Below are 24,717 nucleotides of genomic sequence, written 5' to 3' on the forward strand. Positions count from 1 at the left end.
TGGAGGAACGAACCATGTTAAAACACACTACATATCAAAGTATTTATAATAATGAAGCCATAGAAGCTGGAGCCGGAAGCTGGAAGTCTACAGAACGTATGGAGACACTGCAAAAGATGTTCTCCCGCCGCCTGCTTTTTAAGTTGTTGCTCACCGCAGTCATAATTCTCGTTGGTTGTACAGGAATGGTACGAGTATTCGCAGGTTCTCCGCATGATTCGATTCCGATCGAACAAGTAGTCGTATCTAAAGGAGATACCCTCTGGGAAATCGCAGTGGACTATAAACCGAAGGATATGGATACGCGTGCTTATATACGCATTATTAAGAAGACGAATCACCTGAAGACGAGTGGAATCGAAGCCGGAGATGTATTATCTCTTCCTATATATGAATGATTTTTGAACCCTGAGAGCTTGGAAAGGTGTATACCTTGACAAGCTCTTTTTCTCATGGCAAAGTTAGGTATGAATCGATTAATGGAGGAGTAGAGTATGGATATCGACAGCTTAGTTCAGCGGATTAATGAGCTTGCCCGTAAACAGAAGGAAACGGGTCTCACAAAGGAAGAAACTGAGGAGCGTGCCAAACTGCGCGAAAAATACCTCCAGAATGTCCGCCGCAACTTTAAGGCCCAATTGGATTCTATTGAGTTTGTAGAGGACCAGCAGGATGGCAAGCGCAAATAAAATACATGAAAAGATGGCTAAGGGGGAACAACAATGTCCCGTTCCTGGGAACGAATGGTTCAGAAAAACACATCTCAATTAAACAAGCAGCTTAAAAAGCAAGGCAAACCATCGCTATACGCTTCGAAAGGAACTGCAACTGCAGATATCTTCAGAGGCCGGAATTTCGTCCTTCCCGTGACACTGGTAGCACTAGCAGCGATATATGTTTTGCTCGGACTAGCCAGCCAGCAGCAAGTGATGAATACTTCTTTAACATGGATCGTCGTCGGCTTGTACATTCTGCTCGCAATCGTTATCTTTCTGCGCCGCCCTTTTCTTAAGGTCGACAAAAATTCAGTTTCCACCATTAAATTTAATAGAGACCGCCGTCTTACTGCCGATCAAATCGCTAAGATCAAAGTTGGAGCCGGCTCTGTGGTAATTGAACTTAAGGGTTCCAAGGGCAAGAATGGCAAAACGAGCAAAGGCGGCAACTGGGTATTCACCAAACTCATCAATCGTTATGATACAGTCGCCATGGGTGAACGATTGGAACGATTCGCGAATACCTTTGATATTCCATTTGAAAAATAAAAGATAAAACTTGGGAGAGGGATGGATAAGATGGGGGCTACTGCTGTATTTTTTGATTTGGACGATACATTGCTTTGGGATGAACGGAGTGTGGAGGAATCCTTCCGAGCAACCTGCGATACTGCCGCTGCAAAAACTGGTATTGATTCTGAGGCGCTCGAAGCTGCGGTACGGCGCGAAGCGCGGGCTTTGTATGAGACATATGATACCTATGCCTTTACCGCTATGATTGGAATTAATCCTTTTGAGGCGCTATGGGGTCAATTTACAGTAGGGAAGCAGCCTGAATTCCGCCGGATGTCTGAAATCGCTCCCGGTTACCAAAAGGAATCCTGGTTGCGTGGCCTTCGCTCCCTGGGGGTAGAGAACGAGCTCTTGGCTCAGCAGCTCGCAGACCAGTTTGGTGCGGAGAGACGTTCACGTCCTCATGTGTATGAAGAAACGTTTCAGGTGCTTGATGAGCTGAAAGGCCGCTACAAGCTTCTTCTCCTTACAAACGGTTGTCCAGGATTGCAGCAGGAAAAGCTGGATGGCGTTCCTGAATTGTCTCCATATTTTGATGAAATTGTGATTTCGGGTAGTTTCGGCAAAGGCAAGCCGGATCCAAGCATTTTCGAGCATGCCCTTTCCCGATTGAATCTCTCTCCTGAGGATGCGGTTATGGTAGGAGACAAGCTGTCTACGGATATCATCGGCGGGCTTTCCGCTGGGTTAAAGACGGTTTGGATCAATCGAAATAGCAGATCTAAGCACTCTAACATTGAACCAGACTACGAAATTAAGAACCTGTCTGAGCTTCATGCTATTTTGGATAACATCTAAATGCATATACGATAAAATAAAAGTCTGTCAGGGTGCACAATCGTTGCTGCGCCATGACAGACTTTTTTTGAATCCGGTTGGAATCCAACTCATTGGTGTGACTTTTCATGTGTTTTTTGTCACTGAATTGTGAACAGGACGGTGTTTTGAAAGAGTTAAAAGTATGTATACTATAGAAGACGCGGTAAAAAAGGCGTACATAACGAAGAACGATGTTGGGGAGTGACAGCATATGAAGAATAGATTCTTGCTGACGGGAGTTGTTTTACTGGTTGTATTGGCTCTGGCAGGATGCGGAAGCAAAAGTGGGCATGACGGCATGAATATGGACGAAGGCATGATGGAACCGCTGACAGTGGATCTAAGCTTGACACCTGAACAGGTGAAGGTTGGAGATAAAGTCTCCATCGAGGTGAATGTGGCACAGAAAGATAAAAAGGTTGATAAAGCAGATGAAGTAATGATCGAAATCACCAAAGAGGGAGATATCAGTGCCCATGAGAAGGTGCCGGCTGAAAACAAAGGAGACGGAAAATACGTTCTCGAAAAAACGTTTGATAGCGCTGGAACCTACAGCATTACTTCCCATGTTACCTATGGACCGCAGCATACGATGCCTACCAAGAAACTGACAGTTAAATAAAAACAAGAATCGTGATATTTGTAACAAGTTCTATGACCGTATGATCTAACGCTAAAAAAGAACCCGCTCTTTGATAAAACGAAGAGCAGGTTCTTTTTTATTAGAATTAACCTATTGAATCATTTATATCATAAATAATTATGCCTTTTGGAAGCTTGGATCTTGCACCGGATAAGCAACCCAGCCGTTCTTTTCAATAAAGAGACGTACGGCGATAATCTTGCGATTGTCCATCAGCGTAAAGAAATGGTTGGTGTTCTCAGGCACTGAGATGACGTCGCCGGCTTCAAGCTCAACGTTGAAATAGCCAAGATCATCGCTGCCTTTGATCACGAAGATGCCTTTGCCGCCGACGATTGCACGGATTTCATCTTCCGTATGCGTATGAACCTCTTCGAATTTGTTGAGCAAGTCCTCCAGGTTGGGAGTTGAATCGGACAAGGTAATGACATCCCAAATTTGATAGCCGCGGCGTGCAGCCAGATCGCGAATCTCTTCATCATAAACGCTTAAAATTTCACTTTTTTGCTCATCATTCAATTGAAAGTTAGTCTGAAGTTCGATAGGAAGCTTGGAAGCATCCCATTTTTCATATAATACATTTTGGCTGTTTAAGAAATCACGAACATTATCGTCGCCGGTGATTCTTTCGTTCGTGTTGCGAATTACGATTTCTGCCATGAGCTTACCCCTCTTTTCCACTTGGTTTAATTTATATTATAACGAAGCGTTCTTTCTTTGTCGATGCCATCTACCTTATCATAATAAGGTATGACTGCGTTTTCTAACACTTTTCTAATAGAGGGTATTCTGTTAAACTAAGATCTAACGTTTTGCAGGGAGGATAACCAATGAACAGACCTGGCTTGCAGGAAATAATGAAAGAACGAATATTAATACTTGATGGTGCGATGGGCACCATGATTCAGCAGGTCGACCTCGGTCCCCAAGATTTTGGCGGAGAAGACTTAGAGGGCTGCAATGAAATGCTCGTGCTGACACGCCCGGATGTCATTGAAGAAATTCATGAAAAATATCTGGAAGCGGGAGCCGATCTGATCGAAACCAATACCTTTGGTGCCACTTCCGTTGTATTGGCGGAATACGATATACCTGAGAAATCTAGAGAGATCAATCTGAAGTCAGCCGAAATCGCGCGCCGGGCAGCCGATAAGTTCAGCACACCGGATAAACCGAGATATGTCATCGGTGCGATGGGCCCGACAACGAAAACACTGTCCGTTACCGGAGGAGTTACATTCGAAGAACTAGTGATCAGCTATGAAGAGCAAGCCTTTGCTTTAATCGAGGGCCGCGTTGATGCTCTACTTTTGGAAACAAGCCAGGATACTCTGAACGTAAAAGCGGGAAGCATTGGTATCCGTCGTGCTTTTGATAACAGCGGCGTCACGCTTCCGGTCATGATCTCAGGTACGATTGAACCTATGGGAACCACGCTTGCCGGTCAGAATATTGAAGCTTTTTATATTTCACTTGAGCATTTGAATCCGGTATCCGTTGGGTTGAACTGTGCCACGGGTCCTGAGTTTATGCGGGATCACATCCGTTCGCTATCGGCCATGGCAAAAACGGCTGTCAGCTGTTATCCCAATGCCGGGCTTCCGGACGAAAATGGGAATTATCATGAATCCCCGGATTCCCTTGCACGTAAAATGGAGGATTTTGCGAAGCAGGGCTGGCTCAATATCGCCGGCGGATGCTGCGGTACGACGCCGGATCATATTCGCGCCTTGTCTGATGTGATGAGCCAGTATGAGCCTCGCCCAATGGAAGGAACTCATTCGCCGGCAATTTCGGGTATTGATCCTGTTTATGTGGAATCGGAAAACCGGCCTTATATGGTGGGCGAACGCACGAATGTTCTGGGTTCACGTAAATTCAAACGTTTGATCGTGGAAGGCAAATATGAGGAAGCTTCGGAAATTGCCCGTGCTCAGGTTAAAAATGGGGCCCATGTGATTGACGTTTGCGTACAAGATCCTGACCGTGATGAAACAGAGGACATGGAAAAGTTTCTTGAACTGGTCGCGAAAAAGGTCAAAGTGCCACTGATGATTGATACCACCGATGCGGAGGTTATCGATCTATCATTGAAGTATTCGCAAGGGAAATCGATTATTAACTCCATTAATCTTGAAGACGGCGAAGAAAAATTCGAGCGGGTCACGCCGTTAATCCATAAATACGGAGCTGCGGTCGTCGTAGGCACGATTGATGAGACCGGACAGGCTATTCACAGGGATGACAAGTTGAAGGTAGCTCAGCGTTCCTATGACCTTCTCGTGAACAAATATAAGCTTTCACCGGAGGATTTGATATTTGATACGCTGGTTTTTCCAGTGGGTACCGGCGATGAACAATATATCGGATCCGCGAAGGAAACGATTGAGGGGATTCGTCTCATCAAAGAAGCCATGCCTGAATGTCATACCATTCTTGGAATCAGTAATGTATCTTTTGGTTTGCCAGAGGCAGGACGTGAAGTGCTGAACTCGGTATTTTTGTATGAATGTACGAAAGCCGGTCTCGATTATGCGATCGTTAACACCGAAAAGCTAGAGCGCTATGCCTCCATTCCGGAAGAAGAACGCAAGCTTGCGGAAGCATTGATCTATGAAACGAATGATGAGACGCTTGCTGCTTTTGTCGCCGCATTCCGGAACAAAAAGGTGGAAAAGAAGGAGAAGCTTTCGAGCCTAAGTCTGGAGGAGCGCCTTGCAACTTACGTGGTTGAAGGTACCAAGGAAGGGCTGATTCCTGATCTGGACGCTGCACTGCAAAAATACGGGGCACTTGAAATCATCAATGGCCCATTAATGGCAGGGATGTCAGAAGTAGGCCGCCTGTTTAATAATAATGAGCTCATTGTCGCTGAAGTGCTTCAAAGCGCCGAGGTCATGAAGGCATCGGTTTCGTACTTGGAACAGTTCATGGAAAAGAACGAATCGTCTGTTAAAGGCAAGATGCTCCTGGCAACCGTTAAAGGGGATGTGCATGACATCGGGAAAAATCTGGTCGAGATCATCCTTTCCAATAATGGTTATCATATCGTCAATCTGGGTATAAAAGTAGCACCGGAAACAATTATTGATGCATACCGCAAAGAGAAAGCGGATATGATCGGTTTGTCCGGGCTTCTGGTGAAGTCCGCGCAGCAGATGGTCGTTACGGCTCAGGATCTCAAGAATGCCGGCGTGAACGTTCCGATCATGGTTGGCGGTGCCGCACTGACCCGTAAATTCACCAAGAACCGGATTCGCCCGGAATATGAGGGTATGGTGGTCTATGCGAAGGATGCCATGGATGGTCTGGATATTGCCAATAAGTTGATGGATCCGGTTCAGCGGGAGATCATGCAATCGGAGATGCAGGCTGAGCTTGAGGCGCTTGCCGCCGAGGTGGAGAAGCCGCGAGTGATGCCGGAGCTGACAAGAGCGGCTAAGTCGAGCGTGTCGACGGATGTACCTGTGTTTAATCCACCTGATCTGGAACGGCATATTATCCGGAACTATCCGATCGGGCACATCATTCCATATATGAACATGCAGATGCTGCTAGGTCATCATCTGGGTCTGCGCGGACAGGTAGAACAGCTTTTGGCTGAAGGCAATGAAAAGGCCATCGAACTTAAAGCAACGGTTGACAGTTTGCTGGATCAGGCAGCCACGGAAGGAATCATCCGGGCGCATGCGATGTACCGCTTCTTCCCGGCGCAATCCAGAGGCAATGATATCGTTATTTATGATCCTGAAGATACAACGAAAGTGCTGCACACCTTCAGTTTCCCGCGTCAAAATGTGCCTCCGTTCATGTGTCTTGCGGACTTCCTGAAATCAGCGGACAGTGGACAGATGGATTACGTTGGATTTTTGGTGGTGACGGCAGGCCATGGCATTTCCAAGTTGTCTTCCGAATGGAAAGACAAAGGCGACTATCTGCGTTCTCATGCTCTTCAATCGGTTGCCCTGGAAACGGCAGAAGCTCTCGCGGAGCGCGTTCATCATATGATGCGGGATAGCTGGGGATTCCCTGACCCTGCGGATATGACCATGAAGCAGCGCCATGGAGCACGTTATCAAGGAATCCGCGTTTCATTCGGTTATCCTGCATGTCCGGACCTGGAGGATCAAGAACCGCTGTTTAGGCTGATGAAGCCGGAAGACATCGGCGTTGAGCTCACGGAAGGATTTATGATGGAGCCAGAGGCTTCGGTATCGGCCATGGTGTTTGCACATCCGGAAGCCAGGTACTTTAATGTGGATAAGGTAAAATGATATCATCGTACACATGACGAAACGAGCAAAAAGCCTATGTTTTAGTAGGGTATTTGCCTGTGAATCTTATAAGTTATAAGGGAACGGAGCTGCTTGCTAATGAAGGAGCGGCCGTTTCTGCTTGCTGACATACATAGAAAGAAGGTTGCTTGTTATGGAACTTGAATTTTTGGGGACCAATGCGGGAGTGCCCTCATTGCAACGGAATGTGACGTCTATGGCCCTAAGGATGTTTGAGGAGCGGCGGACGTTTTGGTTATTCGATTGCGGGGAGGCAACGCAGCACCAGATACTGCGATCTTCGTTAAAGCTCAGCAAACTGGAAAAGGTGTTCATAACGCATTTACACGGGGACCATATTTTTGGGCTTCCTGGTTTATTGTCCAGCCGTGCATATCAGGGAGGAACAACTAAGCTTACGGTATACGGACCTCCCGGGTTGAAGCAGTTTGTTGAGGTTAGCCTCACGCTGAGTCAGTCCAGAATCGAGTATGAGCTTGAGGTCATTGAACATACTGGAGGCACGGTTTTCGAGGATCAGGATTTCACTGTTGAATCGTTGCTGCTCGACCATAGGGTGGATAGTTACGGCTATCGCATTGTGGAGAAGGACAAAGCAGGAAGCCTAGACCTCAAACGCCTTGCCGAGTATGGGCTTAAACCTGGACCCGTGTACGGCAGGTTGAAGAGGGGAGAGACCATTGACCTTGAAAACGGACAGGTTTTGAAGCCTGAAGACGTCTTGGGATCTCCCAAAAAAGGCAGAATCGTTACGATACTGGGTGACACCCGGCCTTGCGATAATGCGGTTATACTTGCAAAAGATGCGGATTTACTGGTACATGAAGCGACGTTCATGCATGATTTAAAAGAATCGGCTTACAATTATCATCACTGCACGTCGATCCAAGCGGCGGATGCTGCTGTGGAGGCAGGGGTTCAAGAACTGATACTGACCCATTTCAGCTCTCGCTATAAAGATATTGAACATCTGCAGCCACTGCTGGAGGAAGCTCAAACCGTTTTTCAGAATACCAAGCTTGCTGAAGAGCTCGTTTTGTTTCCGGTCCAAAGACATGTGTAATATCGGAAAAAGCTAACGAAGAAGACTGGGAAAAGCTCCTGAAGGAGCTTTTTTCTATATTGGATCCATGAGCGTTCAGAACTGGTTATTTACAAGGAAAGCCTGGGGGGAATATGGATTGCGGGAATAATTATTTTCCGGGAAAGCGCAGGAAATGACATAAGGTACCAGCTTCGTTCCCTTTTGGAATACTGCCCAGGATATCTTTGACGAACTGCGTTGAAAAAATCAAAATCATCGCGATTTTGCGAAAGAGTTGCCACAAAGAGTTGCGGCTTTTCCTCATTTTTCTTAGAATAGAACATGCACATTCGTTGGAAATCAGAGACATTTCTATTTCCTTCAGGGAAATACTGAGCATATAGCGGGTTGGTTTGAACCCCAAAAACCCGTGACATACTCTGGTATCAGCAATAGTTACCTGTCAGAGGTAATGGGAAAGAGGACAAGTGATGACACTTCACAAAGAAAACAAAGGACTGTTGATCGACCTTGACGGAACTCTCTATCATGGAATAAATCGTATCCCGGGTGCGGATACGCTAATTCATACGTTAAAGAAGCACCATATCCCTTATTTGTTCGTAACGAACAATTCATCGAGAACAGCCGAGGGAGTCGCATCGCATCTGAACGAGATGGGGATACCTGCCGCTCCGGAGGATGTCTGTACTTCCTCACTGGCTGCCGCGAAATACATTGCCGAAGAATCTCCGGGTGCTGCCGTGGCTATGCTAGGAGAAGAAGGACTAAGGCAGGCACTGCTGGAAGCGGGGTTACATATCGTGGAAGAAAAGCCCCAGTATGTTGTACAGGGGATCGACCGCTCTTTTACATACGAAACGCTATCCAAGGCTGTTCGCTGGATTCGTGAAGGGGCTGTTTACGTTTTGACTAATCCCGACCTGCTGCTTCCATCGGACCATGGGTTGGTGCCGGGAGCAGGAGCCCTAAGCGCATCTATCCAGGCTGCATCTGGAATAGAACCGGTGGTTATCGGTAAGCCTGCCAGTCATCTGATAACCTTTGCGACAGATCGGTTAGGGATATCTCCAGCCGATGCAATCGTTGTCGGCGATAATATGCGCACGGATATTGCTGCTGGTGCTGCTGCCGGCTGTAAGACCATTTTGGTATTGACCGGACTTACGACCGTGGAGAATGTGTATGCGCAAATTCAGGCTGCGGGTATTGAGCCGGATCTGATATGCAAAGATTTATTCGAACTGATCGATCAAATATGTCCAGGAACTCAAATGAATCAATAAATTAGGCCATCATTGTTATTACGAAAGGATCGATGTACAAATGCCGGAACTACCGGAAATGGAAAATTACCGAAGACTGCTTTCGGAGAATATCATCAATGAACCGATAACCCAGGTTGTGATCAATCGGGAGAAGTCGGTCAATGTACCTGCAGCACAGTTCATTCAAGAACTGACGGGATTACGCGCCATTTTTGTGGAGAGAAGAGGCAAATTCATTATTTTCCACATGAACAATGGTCGCCGTCTATTGCTGCATCTTATGCTGGGCGGACTCCTGTATTACGGAACCGATGAGAATCGCCCGAGCAGGAGTACGCAGGTAGAGATTACTTTTGGACAGCAAACCTTGTATTTTATCGGTCTTCGCCTTGGATATCTCCATCTGTTATCGGCCAAGGAAGTGGATGAGATTCTGAAACCGCTTGGACCGGAGCTGTTTGACCGGCGCATGAGTAAGGAACGCTTTATTGAGCTCCTGAAAGGACGCCGCGGTGCTCTGAAGAGTCTGTTAGTCAATCAGCATGTGATCGCGGGAATCGGGAACTGCTATGCAGATGAGATTGCATTTGAAGCCGGTATCCTTCCAGCCGTCAAGATTCAGGATTTATCGGAAGAGTCTGTTGGCAAGATATACGATGCTGCCATCAAGGTTTTGCCTGAAGCTTTGGAGCATGGTGGTTACATGGAGGCTCCTTTTATGGAGGGGGACACCTTAACGGGTGGATATGATGATAAGTGTAAAGTTTATGATCGCGAAGGGGAGAGCTGCTATCGCTGCGGCGGCGTCGTGAACAGAGTGGAATTAACGGGGCGCAAGGCGTTCTTCTGCCCGTCCTGCCAGCATGAACAGTAATCGTTTGATCGGCTGTCATGTCAGTACCCGTGGTGGTTTTGGGAGAGCAGCCAGGCGGGCATGGGACATGGGAGCCAGAGCATTTCAATATTTTCCTAAGAATCCGCGCAGTCTGGCATGGAAAGATCTTGATGCCTCCGCTGCGGCGGATTGCTTTCGTTTTTGCCGGGAAAAGGGAATGCCCAGTATTGCCCACACCCCCTATCCGGTAAATATCGCGGCCGGAGGGACCAAGGGGAATGAGCTCTATCAAGCGACGGTTGCATCGCTTAAAAATGATTTGATTATTGCCGAAGCTTGCGGTTCGGTAGGGATTGTCGTACATTTCGGGCATCTAAAAAGCAGTGACCCGTTACAAGGCTATAAAAATATAATACAATGTTTAAATGAGACGTTGGCAGGGTGGCAGGGCAGCGCAAAGATACTGCTTGAAAATCAGGCGGGACAACCAGGATCGATGGGAATCACGCTCGAAGAGTTGGTGAACGTCCGTAACTTGTCCGATGAGCCGCATAAAATTGCCTTCTGCCTGGATACATGCCACGCCTATGCCTCAGGAACCTGGATTCCGGGGAAAACCGATCAATGGATAGAACGCGGCCGTGATCTGGGATATTGGAATGATCTTGCCGCGGTGCATTTGAACGACTCTAAATATCCTTCAGGTTCAGGCAAAGACCGTCACGCCCGAATCGGAGAAGGCTGCATCGGAACAGAAGCTATCGTCGATTTAATCTCATATCCTGAATTTGCCCATAAGCCGCTGGTTTTGGAAACGGAGCCCGGCCATGATGGAACTCACCAGGAAGAGATCGAATATCTATATCAAAGCTTGACCTAGAAAAACGGATCGTGCTGTGAAGGTCGCGAGGAAGGGGGAGCGTTTGTGATACATGTTTATCTGGATGATTGCCGGCGCTGTCCGCAAGGTTTCGCTCTGGCAAGAAATGTACAGGAATGTCTTCTAATGCTTCAAGAGTGCGAGGTTGATATTTTGTCGCTGGATTATGACCTTGGCCCAGGGGAATCGACAGGCAAAACTGTCGTGCAAGGAATGATCGCGAAACAGTTGTATCCTAAAGAAATATACCTGCACACGTCGAGCATGTGGGGGAAAAAAGAGATGTATGAGCTCCTCTATCAGTCTGTGCCCGAGCATGTAAAACTGCATAACGGTCCCATGCCGGCAGAAGTGCTTGCGAGCATTGCCAAGGGGGAATAGAAATGAGATCACTGGACGAAAAGCAGCTTCTGGAAGAGCTGTGGAGCAAGGGGAAGCCATTAGCCGTGTTTCTTCATACCCCTTTTTGCGGAACATGCAAGGTAGCTCGGAGAATGCTTGAGATTACGGAGCACATGCTGCCGGGAGAAATGATCGCAGAAGCAGATGTAAACATGCTGCCTAAGGTCGTGGAGCAGTATAAGGTCCGCAGCGTTCCCGCTCTGCTTCTTGCGAATGCCGAGCGCAGCGGTAAACCTGAAATCGTATATTCCATGGGATCTGTTGAAGACTTGTTAGCTCAAATAAGGGGAGTGCTATCATGATTTCGATGCGGGATGTGTCTTTGCGGAGAGAAGAGAATCAGATTTTGGATCATGTATCCCTTGAAATCAAAAAGGGAGAAAACTGGGTTATTTTAGGGCGAAATGGTTCAGGGAAAACGACGATTTTGGAGATGCTTACCGGATATCTTTTTCCGAGTGAAGGCAGGATTGAAGTGCTTGGGAACCTATACGGGGAATGCGATGTACGTGAAGTTCGCAAGGAGATCGGATATATCAGTCCCAATTTGCTGGAAAAGCTGAATCTGATCGATCCGGTGTGGGAGGTCGTTGCCACTGGTGCTTATGCATTCCTTCGTTTTTATCAGGAGATTCCGAGCGAAGTGAAAGAAAAGGCGCTGGGGCTACTGGCAGAAATGAATCTGGGCAAGCTCTCACACCATCCGCTGGGAACCTTGTCCCAAGGAGAACGAAAAAAGGTGATGCTGGCTCGAAGTTTGATGAGTGAGCCCAAGCTGCTGATTATGGACGAGCCTTGCGCAGGCCTTGATTTATATGAGCGCGAGAAAATGCTAGCCGAGGTAGAGCGGCTTAGTGAACGGGATATAACCGTCGTGTATGTTACGCATCATGTTGAAGAAATTATGCCGATGTTTACGCATGCGGCGCTCATCCGTGACGGCAAAATTGCGGGCTCCGGCCCTAAAGAAAAAGTATTGACCAATGATATGATAAAACAAACCTACGATATTCCGGCCCGGATCGAATGGGACGGCGGCCGGCCTTGGATTAAAGTGGTTTCTGGAGGGTAATCCATTTTGGATGATAAACAATTAACGATTGAAGAGACGAGTAATGAAGTTTCGAGGTTCATTTGCACGGCCAACCACGGCTTTGCCCCGTATGCACAAGAGGAACTTCGCCGCAGATTCGGCAAGCTGAAAAGCAAAACATTGATATCGGGCGAAGCTTTCCTGGCGACCTTTTTTGAGGACGCGGACAGAGCAGTGGACATGATTGTATCTAATCCACCGATATTCTTGCGCCATATCCAACCTGTTCAGTTTGAACTGCACGCGGATGCAGAAGATGCTTTTGCAAACATGATTCTTTATTTGACCCGCCAGGACAAGCTGCATGGCTCAAAAGTGTCACTGCAAGTCCGTAAAGCCGATAACAGTACGCTTGAGGAGAGTGCGGGAGTGCTTCGTGAGAAGCTGCAGGAACAATTAACGGAGCTGAATGCCGAATTTGTCGTGCGTGATGCCGAGTGGGTTATATCCGTATTCGCTGCCGAAGAAATGCTGTATATTGGTGTATCTGAACCGGGCCTTAATTTGTCCGACTGGAGTGGTGGAGCGATCCGTTTTCAGAGGGAGGAAGGGCAAATTTCAAGGGCTAAGTTCAAGCTGCTTGAAGCAGAGATAAGCTTTGGCATTGATTTTGCGTCCTTCGATACAGGTCTCGATATTGGAGCTGCTCCAGGAGGCTGGACTTCGTTTCTGCTAGAACGCGGACTGCGTGTGACTGCAGTTGACCCTGCCTTCATGCATGAGTCCCTGCAGAACCATCCATCGCTGAGGATTTTTAAAAAGAACGCTTCAGAAGTCCAGTTCCGTGACAGCGAATTCGATCTCTTGGTTTGCGATATGAGCTGGAGTCCGAAACAGATGGTTAAGCTGGTTACGGAACTGCTGCCCAGCCTGAGACCAGGCGGAACGGCGGTCGTGACAGTTAAACTTATGCATAAAAAGCCAATGGCTTTGATCGATGATGTTATTTCTTCGTTTGAGCATGCCAACATGCAGATCCAACGGGCGAAACAGTTGTTTCACAACCGGGACGAAATTACATTGTATATGATTAAATATTAATGCAATTAACAACCGAACGGGTCGATCTTTTGCCGTTGTTACATGCAGACTGCAAGTAATTAGATACGTCCCTTAAAATAGTTCTTTACACATATATTACCGTTGCTCTATAATATAAACAAATTAACCACACGATAAATAAAGGGAAAGCATCCCGGAGTATGGCATTACGATTGTTCGTAATTGCTGTCTCCAGGGAGGCTTTCCTTTTTTTGTCTTGAAAGAGAGGGAACGAGAATGCATCATCCTTCCAAACTGCTTATCGGTCTAACGATTGGAGGGAGATACGAGATCATTCGGAAGATTGGCGAGGGCGGAATGAGCCATGTTTATCTCGCGGAAGATTTGAAGCTCCCGGGAAAGCTGTGGGCCGTCAAAGAGAGTGTCTCCCAACCGAATGATTACAACAGTATTCGGGATGAAGCGCAGCTTCTTATTTCACTGAGTCATGCCAGACTCCCGAGGATTGTGGATTTTTTTCCTCCGGATTCAGAGGGATATACCTATCTGGTTATGGATTATATCCAGGGAATTACCCTTGAAAAGTATTTTAGTGGGTATCGCGGCAGGATTCCAATGGATTCCATCCTTCAGTTGACCGATCAGCTGCTTGAAGTGCTTGATTATTTGCACACCCATGAACCTGTCATCATCTTCAGGGATTTGAAACCGTCCAACATTATGCTTACGGAACAGCTTGAGCTTAGATTGATTGATTTTGGGATCGCCCGGAATTATAAGCAGGAGCAGACGCAGGATACTGTGAAGCTTGGTACTGTCGGATTTGCTGCTCCCGAGCAATACGGTTCAGGACAGAGCGATGCCAGATCGGATCTTTACGGTTTAGGGGCACTTATGCTCTATCTGACTACAGGAGGAGCATTCAGCGAGTGGACGCCCAAGGCTGAGAAGAGCATTCGGCAAGATATGCCGCGCAAGCTTATTCCCGTTTTACGCAAGTTATTGCAGGTTGCTCCCGAGGACCGCTATGGATCGGCAGCAGAAGTTCGTCAAGAGCTGGCTGCTGCCGTGAGACAAGAGTTTGCACCGGATCACAGGCATGTCCGGAATATTACCGGCAGGATAAGCACGCAAGTCGTGGCGGTCATGGGAGCAAGCAATGGCACAGGGACAACGCATACAGCGATTGCGATCAGCCACTTCCTCGCGAGGAATCATGGAAAAGTAGCTCTTGTTGAGATGAATGTGAGATCTCCTGCTTTCCGCAGAATTCAGCAGATTGCGAATAGGGGACTTGCACCGAACGGTGGAAACCGCAAGTTTGAAGTACAGGGGGTAGACTACTGGCGGCAGACCGCGAGAGCCGAAGTGATCAGTCTCTTATCCGGCAGCTACAACTATGTCGTCATCGACTTGGGAACGTACAGGGAGCGTGAACGTTTGGAAGAGTTTCTAAGGGCGGATGTTTCTGTCATCGTGGCTTCCGGTGCGGAGTGGCGCCTGCAGGATGTAACGGATATGGCACAAAACTTGTCCCGTTATCCGCAGCAGAAGTGGATGTATTTTCTGCCGCTTGCCCAATCCGATGTCGTCCAAAGATTGCGTAAAGAGCTGAACACGAGTCAGTTATATTCCTTGCCGCTCCACATGGACCCCTTTGATAAAAGCGAGGATATGGAAAGGGCACTGAATCGTATTTTTCAAGGGACATTAGGCGAAACGAAGCGGCGGAGGAGATTCAGATTCGGTCTTAGCTAAACACAAGCGAGAGGAGAATGAAGGGTTACATGTCAAAGCTGAGACAGCGAACGAGACATATGCTCTATGCCGGTCTGGCAGGGGCTGCCGTAATGGGCATTTTATTCGCAGGCTACGCGATTTTCAGCAGCGTACAACATCATGCGAAGGAGAATAGAATCAGGCAGGAATATCGTGAACAGATAGCCAGGCTCGAACAAGCACGGCTTGACGAGGAGAAGAAAATGGCAACAAGTTGGGTCCTTTCGAGGGATATTTTAGCAGGAGAGGTTATTACTCGGAAGGATCTGGTTCAAGTCAAATTGCCTCAGGGGGCAGCGCCGGTCAATTTGATAGAAGGCCCGGAGGGAATCGAAATAAAGATTGCCAAGATTGAATTGAAGAAAGGCACGGCAATCACCCAAGCGATGATATATGATAAAGAACCACTGCTCGCAGACCTCAGAAACCGGGAGATCAAGGCTGTCGCTTTGCCTTCCGATCTTCTGGAGCGTGATGTCGTTGATGTGCGTATCCAGTTTCCGACAGGTCAGGATTACATTATTTTATCCAAGAAAAAAATTGATAAGCTGATGACTCCGGCGATGTGGATCACAATGACCGAACAGGAGATATTGGCATTATCCAGTGCAATGGTAGATGCTTACCTGCATGACGCCAAGTTGTACGCCGTTACATACGTTGAACCTGAAATGCAGGACAAAGCTTTGCCGACTTATCCGGTTAATAAAGAAGTGCTCAAGTTGATAAATAGCGATCCTAACATAATAAAAAAAGCGGAACAAAAGCTGTCAGAAGCCATCAGAGCATCTCTTGAAAAGGATCTGGAAAAAGCATCAGCCAATGGGAAATCGAATGAGAATTTCACGGGTAGCGAGTTTGCTCCTTCTTATTCAAACGTTGCGGCTTCCTCTCTATCCAGCCAAAGCACAGGGGGAAGCGATTCCACCGGGTTTACTTTTGAAGACTTAACACCGGCGGCAGGGACTGAAGGTGGAGGGAATGCACCGACAGATCCAGCGGAGAATTCCAATCCTGCCTTTACGAATAAGAATCAGGATACGCTTTCTTCAGGAGTGGTTCAGGACAATAAGCTGCTTGAACAAAGCCTGCAAGAGAAACAAGCGGAACAGGCGGAGTCCACGACTCAACCTTGATTCTGTGAACTGGCTACTTAAGGCGAACCGAAAGGGGAAAGGAGACAGGAAGTTTTTGAAAACATGGATTTTCGCAGGATTATGCGACAAGAGCGAGACGCTGATCTACGTGTGCAAAATGCTGGCTTCCAGTGACCATAGCGTTTTGCTGGTGGATGCAACGGAAAAGAGAAAGTATCCCTTTTACATTGGATACCTCGATGAGGATCTATTGCTGACGGAGTTTGCGGGGTTTGATGTGGCAAGCGGATTCGAACATGCTGCAGCGCTGGATGAATATTTACAAAAGGCAGGCAGCAGCCTGGAAAAGTATGACTATGTGATTTATGATTTGGAGCTTCAGGATTTTTGTTCATCAGAGCAATGGCGGAAGGCTTCAGCCCTTGTATGGATTACCGATTATGAAATTTGGACGCTTGAACAAGGGAGCCGTTGGTTGAAAGATGCAGTTCACCGCCATTTTTCAGGGAAACAGAATCCTGAAATGCATAAAGTCATTGTACGGGCTGTTGATGAGTGGTTTGGAAGAGACTATTTGGACGGGTACTTTAGCCACTTGCCGATAACATGGAAACAAGAACCGATTATCATCCCTTGGAATGAGTTGGATATGGCATTGAAACTCCGAAATGAGCACATCAGGAAATTACACATGAAACCCTTGTCTCGAAGGTACAAAAAGAACTTGTGTCAGTTAGTTCAAAGTCTCACGGATTGGAATCAGAAACAGGTGAACCGCGCACTGCGGAATGCAGAAAGGAGAAGAGCATGAGTATGGTCGCGTTTTGGAGTCCGCTTCAAGGAGGAAGCGGAAACTCCGCTCATGCAGCAGCAGCTGCCATTAGTATGGGGATGGATTACCGTCTGAAATTACTTTTAGCGCATGGGGGAATGGCAAAGGAACGAGTTGAGGGGGCTTTTCATACAGGAGCTTATGCTTTGGATCACTCTTTGATTTCCTTTGAGGATCATGGCATGGATGCCATAGAAAGACTCTGTCTGAACCGCAGGTTAACCCGTGAGAATTTACAGGATTACACGTTGCCGCTGCTTCCTGAAAGACTGGATTTGGTTCAGGGCAATGCCAAACCGGAAGGGACGATGCCCGGATATCGCAGTCAGTTGATCCAATCGATTTGTACGGTTGCGGCACAATCATACGATCTTGTGATAGCCGATGCCGGATGCGGTATGCATCCGAAAGAAGGAAGCGGCGATCATGCTTTTCTGGAGGCCGCGGATTTGGTTGTCGTGAGCTTAAATCAATGTATTGAGGGATTGGAATCATTCTTCAAGGACGGGCGCTGTGCGGCCGTTATACAGGACAAGCCTCACATTATTGTCCTTGGACGGTATGACAAGTACTCCCATTGTACGTTAAACAACGTAAAAAGAAGATTCGGATACAAAGGAAGCATACATGGTATCCCGTATACCACGGATTTTATGGATGCGTGGAATATGAGGGGAGTGCTACCATTTTTGCAGCGAAGCCGTAACTTGAACAATCGTCATCCCACAGCCGCATTTTTGGGAAGCATCCGTTCATTGACCAAAGATATTTTAACGCAAATGGAGATGACATCCGTGCTGAAGCTGGTGGAAAGGGGGGCGTGAATGATCACCGGAATGCTCGTGAATACGCTGCTGATTATGCTGATTATTCTTTTTGCGGCTCTGATTGTCTATATCAAATGGCTTGATTATAGGCGTCCTGCTGTGGGAAAGAATTATGCTGTCGGACATTTCACGATCGAAAAAATGACTGATTTTGTAAAAGAAACATTACATGAGCTGACTCATAGCCAACTTACCGATCTGGGTCTTCATGAAGAAGAATACAAACGCAGACTCAACAAAAGAAGCGAGCTTCGAAAAGCTTTGAAGGAATGTATTTCCGGTGATCTGCGTGAAAAGCAATATGTGAAACAGTTTATGGCGGATCTTCTTGTCAGGAGTTATGGATTAACGGCGGAAAATATTGATGAAGCGATCCCTTTTGATGAACCAGGAAGATTAACGCCACAGGATCAATTTGAAATCATTTTTTATGTATACCAGAAGCAGTACGGGCAAGAAGCTCTGTCCCAAATCTTAGAGAACTATGGGCTGAGTGAGCCGCGTGTTCTGAATGGTTACGGAGAATATCCGGTATATGCGGTAACGGCCGACGATATTGATCTAATATTTATGGCTGAATATGGTTCTCTTCATTTTCAAGACAAGCTGGATATTGTCATACAAAGGATTTACCAGCAGTACAAAGGTTTTTCTGTAGTCGATGATCTTCGTGACCAACGCATCGATGGAGTAAGCGGAGGCGTCAATGGCATTTTAACGGACGACGGAATGATGGATAGTTATATAAGCCAAGGATATCCGTTGCCGCTTTTCTTAGAAGATGATGATCACAAGCCGCTTTCATCAACGGAGAGCATATGGGTATTTTACAAAGGCAAATCGGTTCATATGGCTTTCTTATCCTTCGGCTCGGCGCTGGAGCTCAAGAGAGTGTGTCAAAATATTTATAAATATAATCATCCCGGGCAGCTGTCTGAATCCAATGGTTATAAGGTCAATGAAATGAAGGATGGATCACGCGTCGTTGTCGTCAGGCCACCATTTGCTGAATCCTGGGCTTTCTTTGTACGCAAGTTTGATATACCCAATGCATCACTTCAGCAGTTAGTGACCGGGGAAAATGCTGAGCTTCCCATTGAACTTCTTGCTTATTTAATGAAGGGAAGCCGGATTACCGCCATAACGGGGGCACAAGGATCCGGTAAAACGACGCTATTGATGGCCATGGTAGAGCATATCGATCCAACCTATACGCTCAGGGTTCAGGAAATGGCATTTGAGCTTCATTTGCGAAAAATATACAGTCGTAGAAACATCCTCTCATTTCGTGAAACGGAGCGGATATCGGGACAAGAAGGCCTGGATTTGCAGAAGAAAACGGATGGCACCGTGAATATTTTGGGCGAGGTTGCGAGTGACGAGGTGGCCGCATGGATGATTCAGATGTCGCAAGTAGCTAGCTTGTTTACCGTATTCACACACCACGCCAAGACATTTCGGGATTTGGTTTTCTCACTACGGAATTCGTTGCTGAAAATCGGCGTGTTTCACAATGAGCATATCGCCGAGGAACAGGTCATTCAGGTGATTAATTTTGATATTCACATGAAAAGAGATGCTGCTGGCAAACGGTATATTGAGAGGATAACAGAGTGCATCCCAATGGAAAACCATCCATCGCTGCCTGATCCAAGGATTCGCAGAGACGGTACGCTCAAACAAATGCTGGGTCAATTGTTGGAGCTGAATTATGCGTCCAGTCAGCAGGCGAACAACAGAAGCTTTACTTCCCGCAATATCGTGGAGTATAGGGATGGGACATACATCGCAGTCCATCCGATTTCAAAGGGGAATGCAAATGAAATGGCAGAACAGATGGGGCCGGAGGAAACGTATAAGTTTAAAGACTTTCTAGCTCAGCACTGGAGTGGTGCGTATGAATATTAAATCTGTACTCATCCTCGTTCTGATATCGTCCCTTATTCTTTTTGGAGTAGTCTTTGCTGTCTTAGCCTGGAATACGAGCAGGCAAAGGCAAGAAATTCAATCGAAGTTCCATGGGAACACTCAGTTCCGTATTGTACATATGCGGGAGCGATGGAAACGATTTTTACAAAAGTCGTATGTCATCATGTCCAAGATTCCGTGGTTATCGGGATATTTACGCAGAATTCGAAAGCGCTTATCGGGGGTTCACGCATATGACGAATTCAGATTGAGACATGAAACGGCAAAGCTGACACTCACTATCCTTGGCTTATTGACACTATCGGTTTTGGTCCTGTTTTTACTCAATCCCAGCATCAGCTTCCTGTTGTTGATTCTTTTGTCGGCCATTATCATCAACAGCTTGTTGATTGATATGTACGTCAATCGCCTTGAGCGACGTCTATTGGTTCAAATGGTGGATTTATTCTCTGAGGTCAGGCATCGATATCAGCAGCACGAAATGATAGATGAAGCACTGTATGAAGCGGCAGAAACGGCTGGATACGAAGCTTCATTGCACACACGCAAAATATACGAAGCCTTAAATGCCAAAGATCCGTCACAGGAACTGGAGAAATTCTATGAAACCGCACCTAACCGATTCTTGAAGGCTTTCGCGGGCATCTCTTATATGATTATGGAGTTTGGCGATAAGGTCAAAGAGCAAGGATCGATATATCTGCAGGGACTCAGTGGTTTAACCAAGGAAATACATCTTGAAATCCTGCGGAGAGACAAACTGGATTATCTTTTGAAAGGCTTGAACGTCATCTCCCTAGCGCCTGTGTTTTTTACCAAGCCAATTGAAAGATGGGCTCGTAGCAGCTTTCCGGCTATGGATGAGTTTTACACAAGCAAGCTGGGTTATGTCACGAAAATCGTTATCTATGTGGTCATTATTCTTTCCTTCGTATTGCTTCAACGTCTTCAGCAGGATAATGAAACGGCATTTCGTTCGGAAAACAGGAAAAAGTCCTGGGAACAGTATCTTTCTTCCTTTCGCTGGGGTAGGCAAGCTGCTTCATTCATGGCTCCACGCCCTGCGACACCGGCTTATGCCAAGATCATTCGTCTACTAAAGGAAAGCAGCACGCATCTGAGGTATGAGTGGTTCTATATCCGGAGAATTGTGTTTTTTGTTCTGGCTTTTGCAATTACGATGACCACGATAATGATATTGCATCAAACGGCCAGAAATCATATTTTGCATGATCCCGTTAACGGTACGACCTTTTTCGGTCAGGTGTCCAGCGATCAGAGAGAAGCGGGAACGAGTCTCAGTAAACAGGACCTGGAGATCATGAAGGACGTCGGTATGTCTCCCGCCGCCAGCTATGAGGAGATCGCCACAAGGCTTAACGACAAGCAGGAGCATCTTCCTGAAAGCAAAGATCTGAGGGTCGCCTCGACAAATCGGATTTTATCCAAGCTAAAGGCATATAACGAGGAATATATGAAGTGGTGGGAACTTTTGGCGGCAATTCTTATTGGCTGGGTGGGCTATCAATTTCCGCTTTGGCTTCTCTATTTTCAGCGGAAGATCCGTTATATGGATATGCGCCACGAAGTCTATCAGTTTCAGACGGTCATATCCATGCTGCGTGAAATGGAACGGATTTCGGTTGAAGAGATCTTGGAGTGGATGAACCGTTTCGCGATTATTTTTAAGACACCGATCCAGAAGTGCGTTTTGCATTTCGATCATGGTGCGGAAGCGGCGCTCGTTCAATTGAAAGAGGATGTCACTTTGACGGAATTTCAAAGGATCGTGGACAAGCTGCTGTTATGCGTGGACAAAATCCCCATCGTTCAGGCCTTTGACGATCTTGAGAATGAGATGTCTTTTTATTTTGAGCAGCGAAAGCAGGAATACGAGAAAATGATTGATACCAAAGCTGGACTGGGTAAGATGCTCGGTTTTGCTCCCATGTACGCCCTGATATTTATGTATCTGGTAATCCCGCTAATTGTAATGAGCTTCATGCAAATGAATGTGTATTATGAGCAAATTCAAAAAATATAAGGAGTTGTTGTCAAATGAATAATGCTTCAAGCGCATTAAAGGTTGCCGCTGGCATCTTCCTGACGATCGCATTAATTACCATTGTTGTGATTCTGTTTATATCGGCACAGGAGGCTACTAAAACCGCGCAAAACAATTTTTCGGACATTCAAACCGAACTGTCACAAGCTTCCTTTACCGTATATGACGGAACGAGCATCAGCGGCTCACAAGTTACAAACGCACTCCGCAAATTCAGGGACAAAGATCAGTTTGGCATTCTGGTAAAAACGGGAAAAAACAAGGTCGGTCAATGGTACGGAAACAGCCTCTACATTAGCGGGGACCTAAATGACGATAAGTACGGCTCCGTAATCAGCACGGAAATCAGGGAAGGAGAATTGAAAAATACGCTTTTGGAATCCAGCAATGAGTATGTAAATCCAAGCGGTAAGTTTAAAGCAAGTATCATCAAGGATAAATCCAATGTCGTTCGCGGTCTCATTTTTGAACAGTAGTCCTTAAGAATGAAGGGAGGCTGGGCTGTTGAACGATAATGCGCAAAATATGATAACCCTTAGCGTGGTCGTCGTTTTATTTTTAAGTGCCTGCTTCTACACGCTGGGTTTAACGAGCCAGATTAATCTTGTATTAAATCATGCGGTAATGACTCTAGGTGGACAGACAAGAAGTGTTCATACCACGTTAAAAACAGCAAAACCGGATATTTTTAGCGGCACTCAGGCGATCGTGATGACGGTGGACCATATTAATAGCGGCGTGAAAATACAAGTAGATGATACCATGGTTTTGGAGACGGTTGCTGTTGAGCTTATTAGCCAATCCATTTTTCAAATCGATGCGAATTATCGTGCGGTGTATAACAGGGACATAAATGGGAAGTTGATCGAAATACAGTTTTACAAGCTTCTTCTGGAAGAGGATGACTTATGACCAGTGCGGTTTCAAAATTCGTAGCTGTACTTATTGCGGTGGCATTGATGTTCGTTTACCCGTCAGCAGAAGCGTATCAGAAGCAGGATGATTTGTCTCGGCTGGTGGTGTATAATGCGCTCACGCAATTCGTGGATGCAGTCAGAAACAAAGGATATCTTACGCCAACCATGTATCAAGATTTCCTGAGTGAGATCCATGCGACAGGAAATGATTTCGATGTTCAAATGGAGCACTTACATAAAAAATATACCCCGGTGTACACGGATGCTGCGGATCCGTCTACGTTTCAGCATGATATTGATGTATCTTACGCAGGGTATTACACGGTCGATATTATGTCGGTACTCTTTCCGGATCAAGCGCTGCCAAAGGACGATGAATTACGAAAATATAAAGTGAACGTCGGGGATTTTTTTAAGGTCACTGTCAAGAACGTCAATCGTACGGCAGGTACCCTGATGATGGATTTTGTTACCGGCTCGATATCGGGGAATGTTCCAGTCTTGGCATATCCGTACGGGGGTATGGTGCTTAATGAAGATTACTGATTTTTCGATTGTCTTTGTTATCATTTTTATACCTTTGTTTCTGTTGAGTGGATTCCAAATCAAGGATCAGCAATCGGTACATTATTTGGAGATGAAGTATGTAACAGCTTTGCGTACGGCCGTACAAGATGGTGCAAGCGTTCTGAATACGAATGAGAAACAGGAGTGGGAGGCTGGATACGGCTCCTCCAAATTCTTTCGCTCTGACAAGGAGCTTGCCGTTGCTGTTTTTTATCGCAGTTTGTACTCTAATCTTGGTATTGAGGATGATTTGCCTGCACAGCAGACGCTGGATTATTACATCCCAGCCATCGCAGTCGTAGACTATGACGGATATTACATATATGCTGACGAAGAGTTTGCAGGCAAAGATCATGAGACGTTAATCAGGCATGTTTGGAGTCCCAAGAAACCTTACACTTACAGTGACGAGAATGGTAATCTCATCCGGTTTACCCTGGATAATGTCGTGGAGATTTATGAGGAACAGACAGGAAGCTGGATTCAAGGTTTACAGAAAGAGCTGATAAATTCAACACGCGTGTCTTTAATTGCCCATTCTGAATTATTTGAACAGGTGAGACGGACAACAATCGTCCAAACCATTGAGGATGACTTGGCCAATGTCATAAACCGACACAATGAGTATGCCGTTAAAAACGGTGTATCGTACGATTTCACCCTCCCGTCCATCTCTGAAGAGGAGTGGAACAACTCCGTTAACGATATTGGTTTAATAGCGTTTGTACAGGGAATACCCGTCGGGAAAGACTATATCAATAACTATGCGCTGGGTGGAGGCAGGCTGGTGAAAAAACCGGACATTCACGCAGGAAGCGATCCGGTGACAGGTATCCGTTACTTTGAACGTGGGGATTGCCAGAGTGGACTAATCATTGAAGAAACATTCGCTTCCGCGAAGCAAGCTGCGACGAGGGGATACTTTGAGAGAAACTGCCGCAAAGACGTTACGCCTTATAATTAATATGGACATTGTAATTCAAATGATATGCGTACAGTTCTGACCTTCCTTTTTAAAGAGAGTGTGCTATTTATTGGTGTTTCCATGTATCGTATCGCATGTTTGGGTCTGAAGTTCAGATCGTTCTGTGACCATTGCTCTGTAACATACGAAATGGTATGGATCTTCCTGT

At 46.4% G+C, this 24,717-nt stretch carries 25 protein-coding genes; 24 read left to right on the forward strand and 1 reads right to left on the reverse strand.

Translation table 11 applies throughout. The annotated features are described in order from the left end of the window. Positions 1-14: 14 nt before the first annotated feature. From GRF59_RS01330 to GRF59_RS01350, 5 genes are all read left to right on the forward strand, one after another. The gene (locus GRF59_RS01330; protein WP_160495872.1) at positions 15-398 is read left to right on the forward strand and encodes a LysM peptidoglycan-binding domain-containing protein; all 384 of its coding nucleotides are present in this window, start codon (positions 15-17) and stop codon (positions 396-398) included. A gap of 96 nt (positions 399-494) precedes the next feature. Then, positions 495-689, forward strand: a complete 195-nt coding sequence (locus GRF59_RS01335) for a DUF896 domain-containing protein (protein WP_160495873.1) — start codon at positions 495-497, stop codon at positions 687-689. 33 nt (positions 690-722) lie between these two features. Beyond that, positions 723-1,265: a hypothetical protein gene (locus tag GRF59_RS01340; protein WP_160495874.1), complete on the forward strand. Its 543-nt coding sequence runs from the start codon at positions 723-725 to the stop codon at positions 1,263-1,265. 30 nt (positions 1,266-1,295) lie between these two features. Further along, the gene (locus GRF59_RS01345) at positions 1,296-2,087 is read left to right on the forward strand and encodes an HAD family hydrolase (RefSeq protein ID WP_160495875.1); all 792 of its coding nucleotides are present in this window, start codon (positions 1,296-1,298) and stop codon (positions 2,085-2,087) included. Between the two features lie 232 nt (positions 2,088-2,319). Further along, a complete protein-coding gene (locus GRF59_RS01350; RefSeq protein ID WP_160495876.1) occupies positions 2,320-2,730 on the forward strand; it encodes a FixH family protein in 411 nt (136 codons plus the stop codon). Between the two features lie 138 nt (positions 2,731-2,868). On the opposite strand, the gene GRF59_RS01355 is transcribed toward GRF59_RS01350, so the two are convergent. Then, positions 2,869-3,411 (reverse strand): 1,2-dihydroxy-3-keto-5-methylthiopentene dioxygenase, encoded by a 543-nt coding sequence (locus GRF59_RS01355; protein WP_160495877.1) that lies wholly within the window; start codon positions 3,409-3,411, stop codon positions 2,869-2,871. A gap of 170 nt (positions 3,412-3,581) precedes the next feature. Between GRF59_RS01355 and metH the strand changes: the two genes are divergently transcribed. The 19 genes from metH to GRF59_RS01450 all read left to right on the forward strand — a co-directional run bounded on the left by metH (position 3,582) and on the right by GRF59_RS01450 (position 24,548). After that, entirely contained in the window at positions 3,582-7,025 is a 3,444-nt protein-coding gene (metH, locus tag GRF59_RS01360) for a methionine synthase (RefSeq protein ID WP_160495878.1), read from the forward strand. A 154-nt stretch (positions 7,026-7,179) separates the two neighbouring features. Then, positions 7,180-8,109: a ribonuclease Z gene (gene rnz, locus GRF59_RS01365; RefSeq protein ID WP_160495879.1), complete on the forward strand. Its 930-nt coding sequence runs from the start codon at positions 7,180-7,182 to the stop codon at positions 8,107-8,109. 452 nt (positions 8,110-8,561) lie between these two features. Beyond that, complete coding sequence (locus GRF59_RS01370; RefSeq protein WP_160495880.1) at positions 8,562-9,377, forward strand: TIGR01457 family HAD-type hydrolase; 816 nt, start codon at positions 8,562-8,564, stop codon at positions 9,375-9,377. Between the two features lie 40 nt (positions 9,378-9,417). After that, on the forward strand, positions 9,418-10,233 hold the full coding sequence (locus GRF59_RS01375; protein ID WP_160495881.1) for an Fpg/Nei family DNA glycosylase: 816 nt from the start codon (positions 9,418-9,420) through the stop codon (positions 10,231-10,233). Next, positions 10,223-11,074, forward strand: coding sequence for a deoxyribonuclease IV (locus GRF59_RS01380; RefSeq protein ID WP_160495882.1), 852 nt, complete (start codon positions 10,223-10,225; stop codon positions 11,072-11,074). Before GRF59_RS01375 ends, GRF59_RS01380 begins: the two co-directional genes overlap by 11 nt. Positions 11,075-11,119: 45 nt before the next feature. Continuing rightward, positions 11,120-11,455, forward strand: coding sequence for a cyclic-phosphate processing receiver domain-containing protein (locus tag GRF59_RS01385; protein WP_160495883.1), 336 nt, complete (start codon positions 11,120-11,122; stop codon positions 11,453-11,455). Between the two features lie 2 nt (positions 11,456-11,457). Beyond that, a complete protein-coding gene (locus tag GRF59_RS01390; protein WP_160495884.1) occupies positions 11,458-11,778 on the forward strand; it encodes a thioredoxin family protein in 321 nt (106 codons plus the stop codon). After that, entirely contained in the window at positions 11,775-12,548 is a 774-nt protein-coding gene (locus GRF59_RS01395; protein WP_160495885.1) for an ABC transporter ATP-binding protein, read from the forward strand. Before GRF59_RS01390 ends, GRF59_RS01395 begins: the two co-directional genes overlap by 4 nt. A gap of 6 nt (positions 12,549-12,554) precedes the next feature. Beyond that, positions 12,555-13,610: an SAM-dependent methyltransferase gene (locus GRF59_RS01400; RefSeq protein ID WP_202128462.1), complete on the forward strand. Its 1,056-nt coding sequence runs from the start codon at positions 12,555-12,557 to the stop codon at positions 13,608-13,610. Positions 13,611-13,847: 237 nt separating this feature from the next. Continuing rightward, positions 13,848-15,329 (forward strand): protein kinase domain-containing protein, encoded by a 1,482-nt coding sequence (locus GRF59_RS01405; RefSeq protein ID WP_160495886.1) that lies wholly within the window; start codon positions 13,848-13,850, stop codon positions 15,327-15,329. A gap of 29 nt (positions 15,330-15,358) precedes the next feature. After that, a complete protein-coding gene (locus GRF59_RS01410; protein WP_160495887.1) occupies positions 15,359-16,486 on the forward strand; it encodes an SAF domain-containing protein in 1,128 nt (375 codons plus the stop codon). A 55-nt stretch (positions 16,487-16,541) separates the two neighbouring features. Further along, entirely contained in the window at positions 16,542-17,258 is a 717-nt protein-coding gene (locus GRF59_RS01415; protein ID WP_160495888.1) for a hypothetical protein, read from the forward strand. Then, positions 17,255-18,103: a hypothetical protein gene (locus tag GRF59_RS01420; protein WP_160495889.1), complete on the forward strand. Its 849-nt coding sequence runs from the start codon at positions 17,255-17,257 to the stop codon at positions 18,101-18,103. Before GRF59_RS01415 ends, GRF59_RS01420 begins: the two co-directional genes overlap by 4 nt. Beyond that, positions 18,104-20,014, forward strand: a complete 1,911-nt coding sequence (locus GRF59_RS01425; RefSeq protein ID WP_160495890.1) for a P-loop NTPase family protein — start codon at positions 18,104-18,106, stop codon at positions 20,012-20,014. 184 nt (positions 20,015-20,198) lie between these two features. Beyond that, positions 20,199-22,079, forward strand: coding sequence for a hypothetical protein (locus tag GRF59_RS01430; protein ID WP_237391584.1), 1,881 nt, complete (start codon positions 20,199-20,201; stop codon positions 22,077-22,079). Between the two features lie 14 nt (positions 22,080-22,093). After that, positions 22,094-22,576, forward strand: a complete 483-nt coding sequence (locus GRF59_RS01435; protein WP_160495892.1) for an ABC transporter permease — start codon at positions 22,094-22,096, stop codon at positions 22,574-22,576. Positions 22,577-22,604: 28 nt separating this feature from the next. After that, entirely contained in the window at positions 22,605-23,012 is a 408-nt protein-coding gene (locus GRF59_RS01440; protein ID WP_160495893.1) for a hypothetical protein, read from the forward strand. After that, the gene (locus GRF59_RS01445; RefSeq protein WP_160495894.1) at positions 23,009-23,563 is read left to right on the forward strand and encodes a hypothetical protein; all 555 of its coding nucleotides are present in this window, start codon (positions 23,009-23,011) and stop codon (positions 23,561-23,563) included. Before GRF59_RS01440 ends, GRF59_RS01445 begins: the two co-directional genes overlap by 4 nt. Further along, the gene (locus GRF59_RS01450) at positions 23,550-24,548 is read left to right on the forward strand and encodes a hypothetical protein (RefSeq protein WP_160495895.1); all 999 of its coding nucleotides are present in this window, start codon (positions 23,550-23,552) and stop codon (positions 24,546-24,548) included. The genes GRF59_RS01445 and GRF59_RS01450 overlap by 14 nt, the downstream gene beginning before the upstream one ends. The last annotated feature ends 169 nt before the right edge of the window (positions 24,549-24,717 follow it).

The organism is Paenibacillus dendrobii (assembly GCF_009807035.1).
Classification (GTDB): domain Bacteria; phylum Bacillota; class Bacilli; order Paenibacillales; family Paenibacillaceae; genus Paenibacillus_AQ; species Paenibacillus_AQ dendrobii.

Bases quoted from the DNA above. Each gene is read 5' to 3' on its own strand.
- GRF59_RS01435 (WP_160495892.1), top strand. From the start codon at position 22,094: ATGAATAATGCTTCAAGCGCATTAAAGGTTGCCGCTGGCATCTTCCTG.
- GRF59_RS01430 (WP_237391584.1), top strand. From the start codon at position 20,199: ATGTCCAAGATTCCGTGGTTATCGGGATATTTACGCAGAATTCGAAAG.
- GRF59_RS01420 (WP_160495889.1), top strand. From the start codon at position 17,255: ATGAGTATGGTCGCGTTTTGGAGTCCGCTTCAAGGAGGAAGCGGAAAC.
- rnz (WP_160495879.1), top strand. From the start codon at position 7,180: ATGGAACTTGAATTTTTGGGGACCAATGCGGGAGTGCCCTCATTGCAA.
- GRF59_RS01330 (WP_160495872.1), top strand. From the start codon at position 15: ATGTTAAAACACACTACATATCAAAGTATTTATAATAATGAAGCCATA.
- GRF59_RS01335 (WP_160495873.1), top strand. From the start codon at position 495: ATGGATATCGACAGCTTAGTTCAGCGGATTAATGAGCTTGCCCGTAAA.
- GRF59_RS01390 (WP_160495884.1), top strand. From the start codon at position 11,458: ATGAGATCACTGGACGAAAAGCAGCTTCTGGAAGAGCTGTGGAGCAAG.
- GRF59_RS01445 (WP_160495894.1), top strand. From the start codon at position 23,009: ATGACCAGTGCGGTTTCAAAATTCGTAGCTGTACTTATTGCGGTGGCA.
- GRF59_RS01340 (WP_160495874.1), top strand. From the start codon at position 723: ATGTCCCGTTCCTGGGAACGAATGGTTCAGAAAAACACATCTCAATTA.
- GRF59_RS01425 (WP_160495890.1), top strand. From the start codon at position 18,104: ATGATCACCGGAATGCTCGTGAATACGCTGCTGATTATGCTGATTATT.
- GRF59_RS01405 (WP_160495886.1), top strand. From the start codon at position 13,848: ATGCATCATCCTTCCAAACTGCTTATCGGTCTAACGATTGGAGGGAGA.
- metH (WP_160495878.1), top strand. From the start codon at position 3,582: ATGAACAGACCTGGCTTGCAGGAAATAATGAAAGAACGAATATTAATA.
- GRF59_RS01410 (WP_160495887.1), top strand. From the start codon at position 15,359: ATGTCAAAGCTGAGACAGCGAACGAGACATATGCTCTATGCCGGTCTG.
- GRF59_RS01370 (WP_160495880.1), top strand. From the start codon at position 8,562: ATGACACTTCACAAAGAAAACAAAGGACTGTTGATCGACCTTGACGGA.
- GRF59_RS01345 (WP_160495875.1), top strand. From the start codon at position 1,296: ATGGGGGCTACTGCTGTATTTTTTGATTTGGACGATACATTGCTTTGG.
- GRF59_RS01350 (WP_160495876.1), top strand. From the start codon at position 2,320: ATGAAGAATAGATTCTTGCTGACGGGAGTTGTTTTACTGGTTGTATTG.
- GRF59_RS01395 (WP_160495885.1), top strand. From the start codon at position 11,775: ATGATTTCGATGCGGGATGTGTCTTTGCGGAGAGAAGAGAATCAGATT.
- GRF59_RS01380 (WP_160495882.1), top strand. From the start codon at position 10,223: ATGAACAGTAATCGTTTGATCGGCTGTCATGTCAGTACCCGTGGTGGT.
- GRF59_RS01450 (WP_160495895.1), top strand. From the start codon at position 23,550: ATGAAGATTACTGATTTTTCGATTGTCTTTGTTATCATTTTTATACCT.
- GRF59_RS01375 (WP_160495881.1), top strand. From the start codon at position 9,418: ATGCCGGAACTACCGGAAATGGAAAATTACCGAAGACTGCTTTCGGAG.
- GRF59_RS01355 (WP_160495877.1), bottom strand. From the start codon at position 3,411: ATGGCAGAAATCGTAATTCGCAACACGAACGAAAGAATCACCGGCGAC.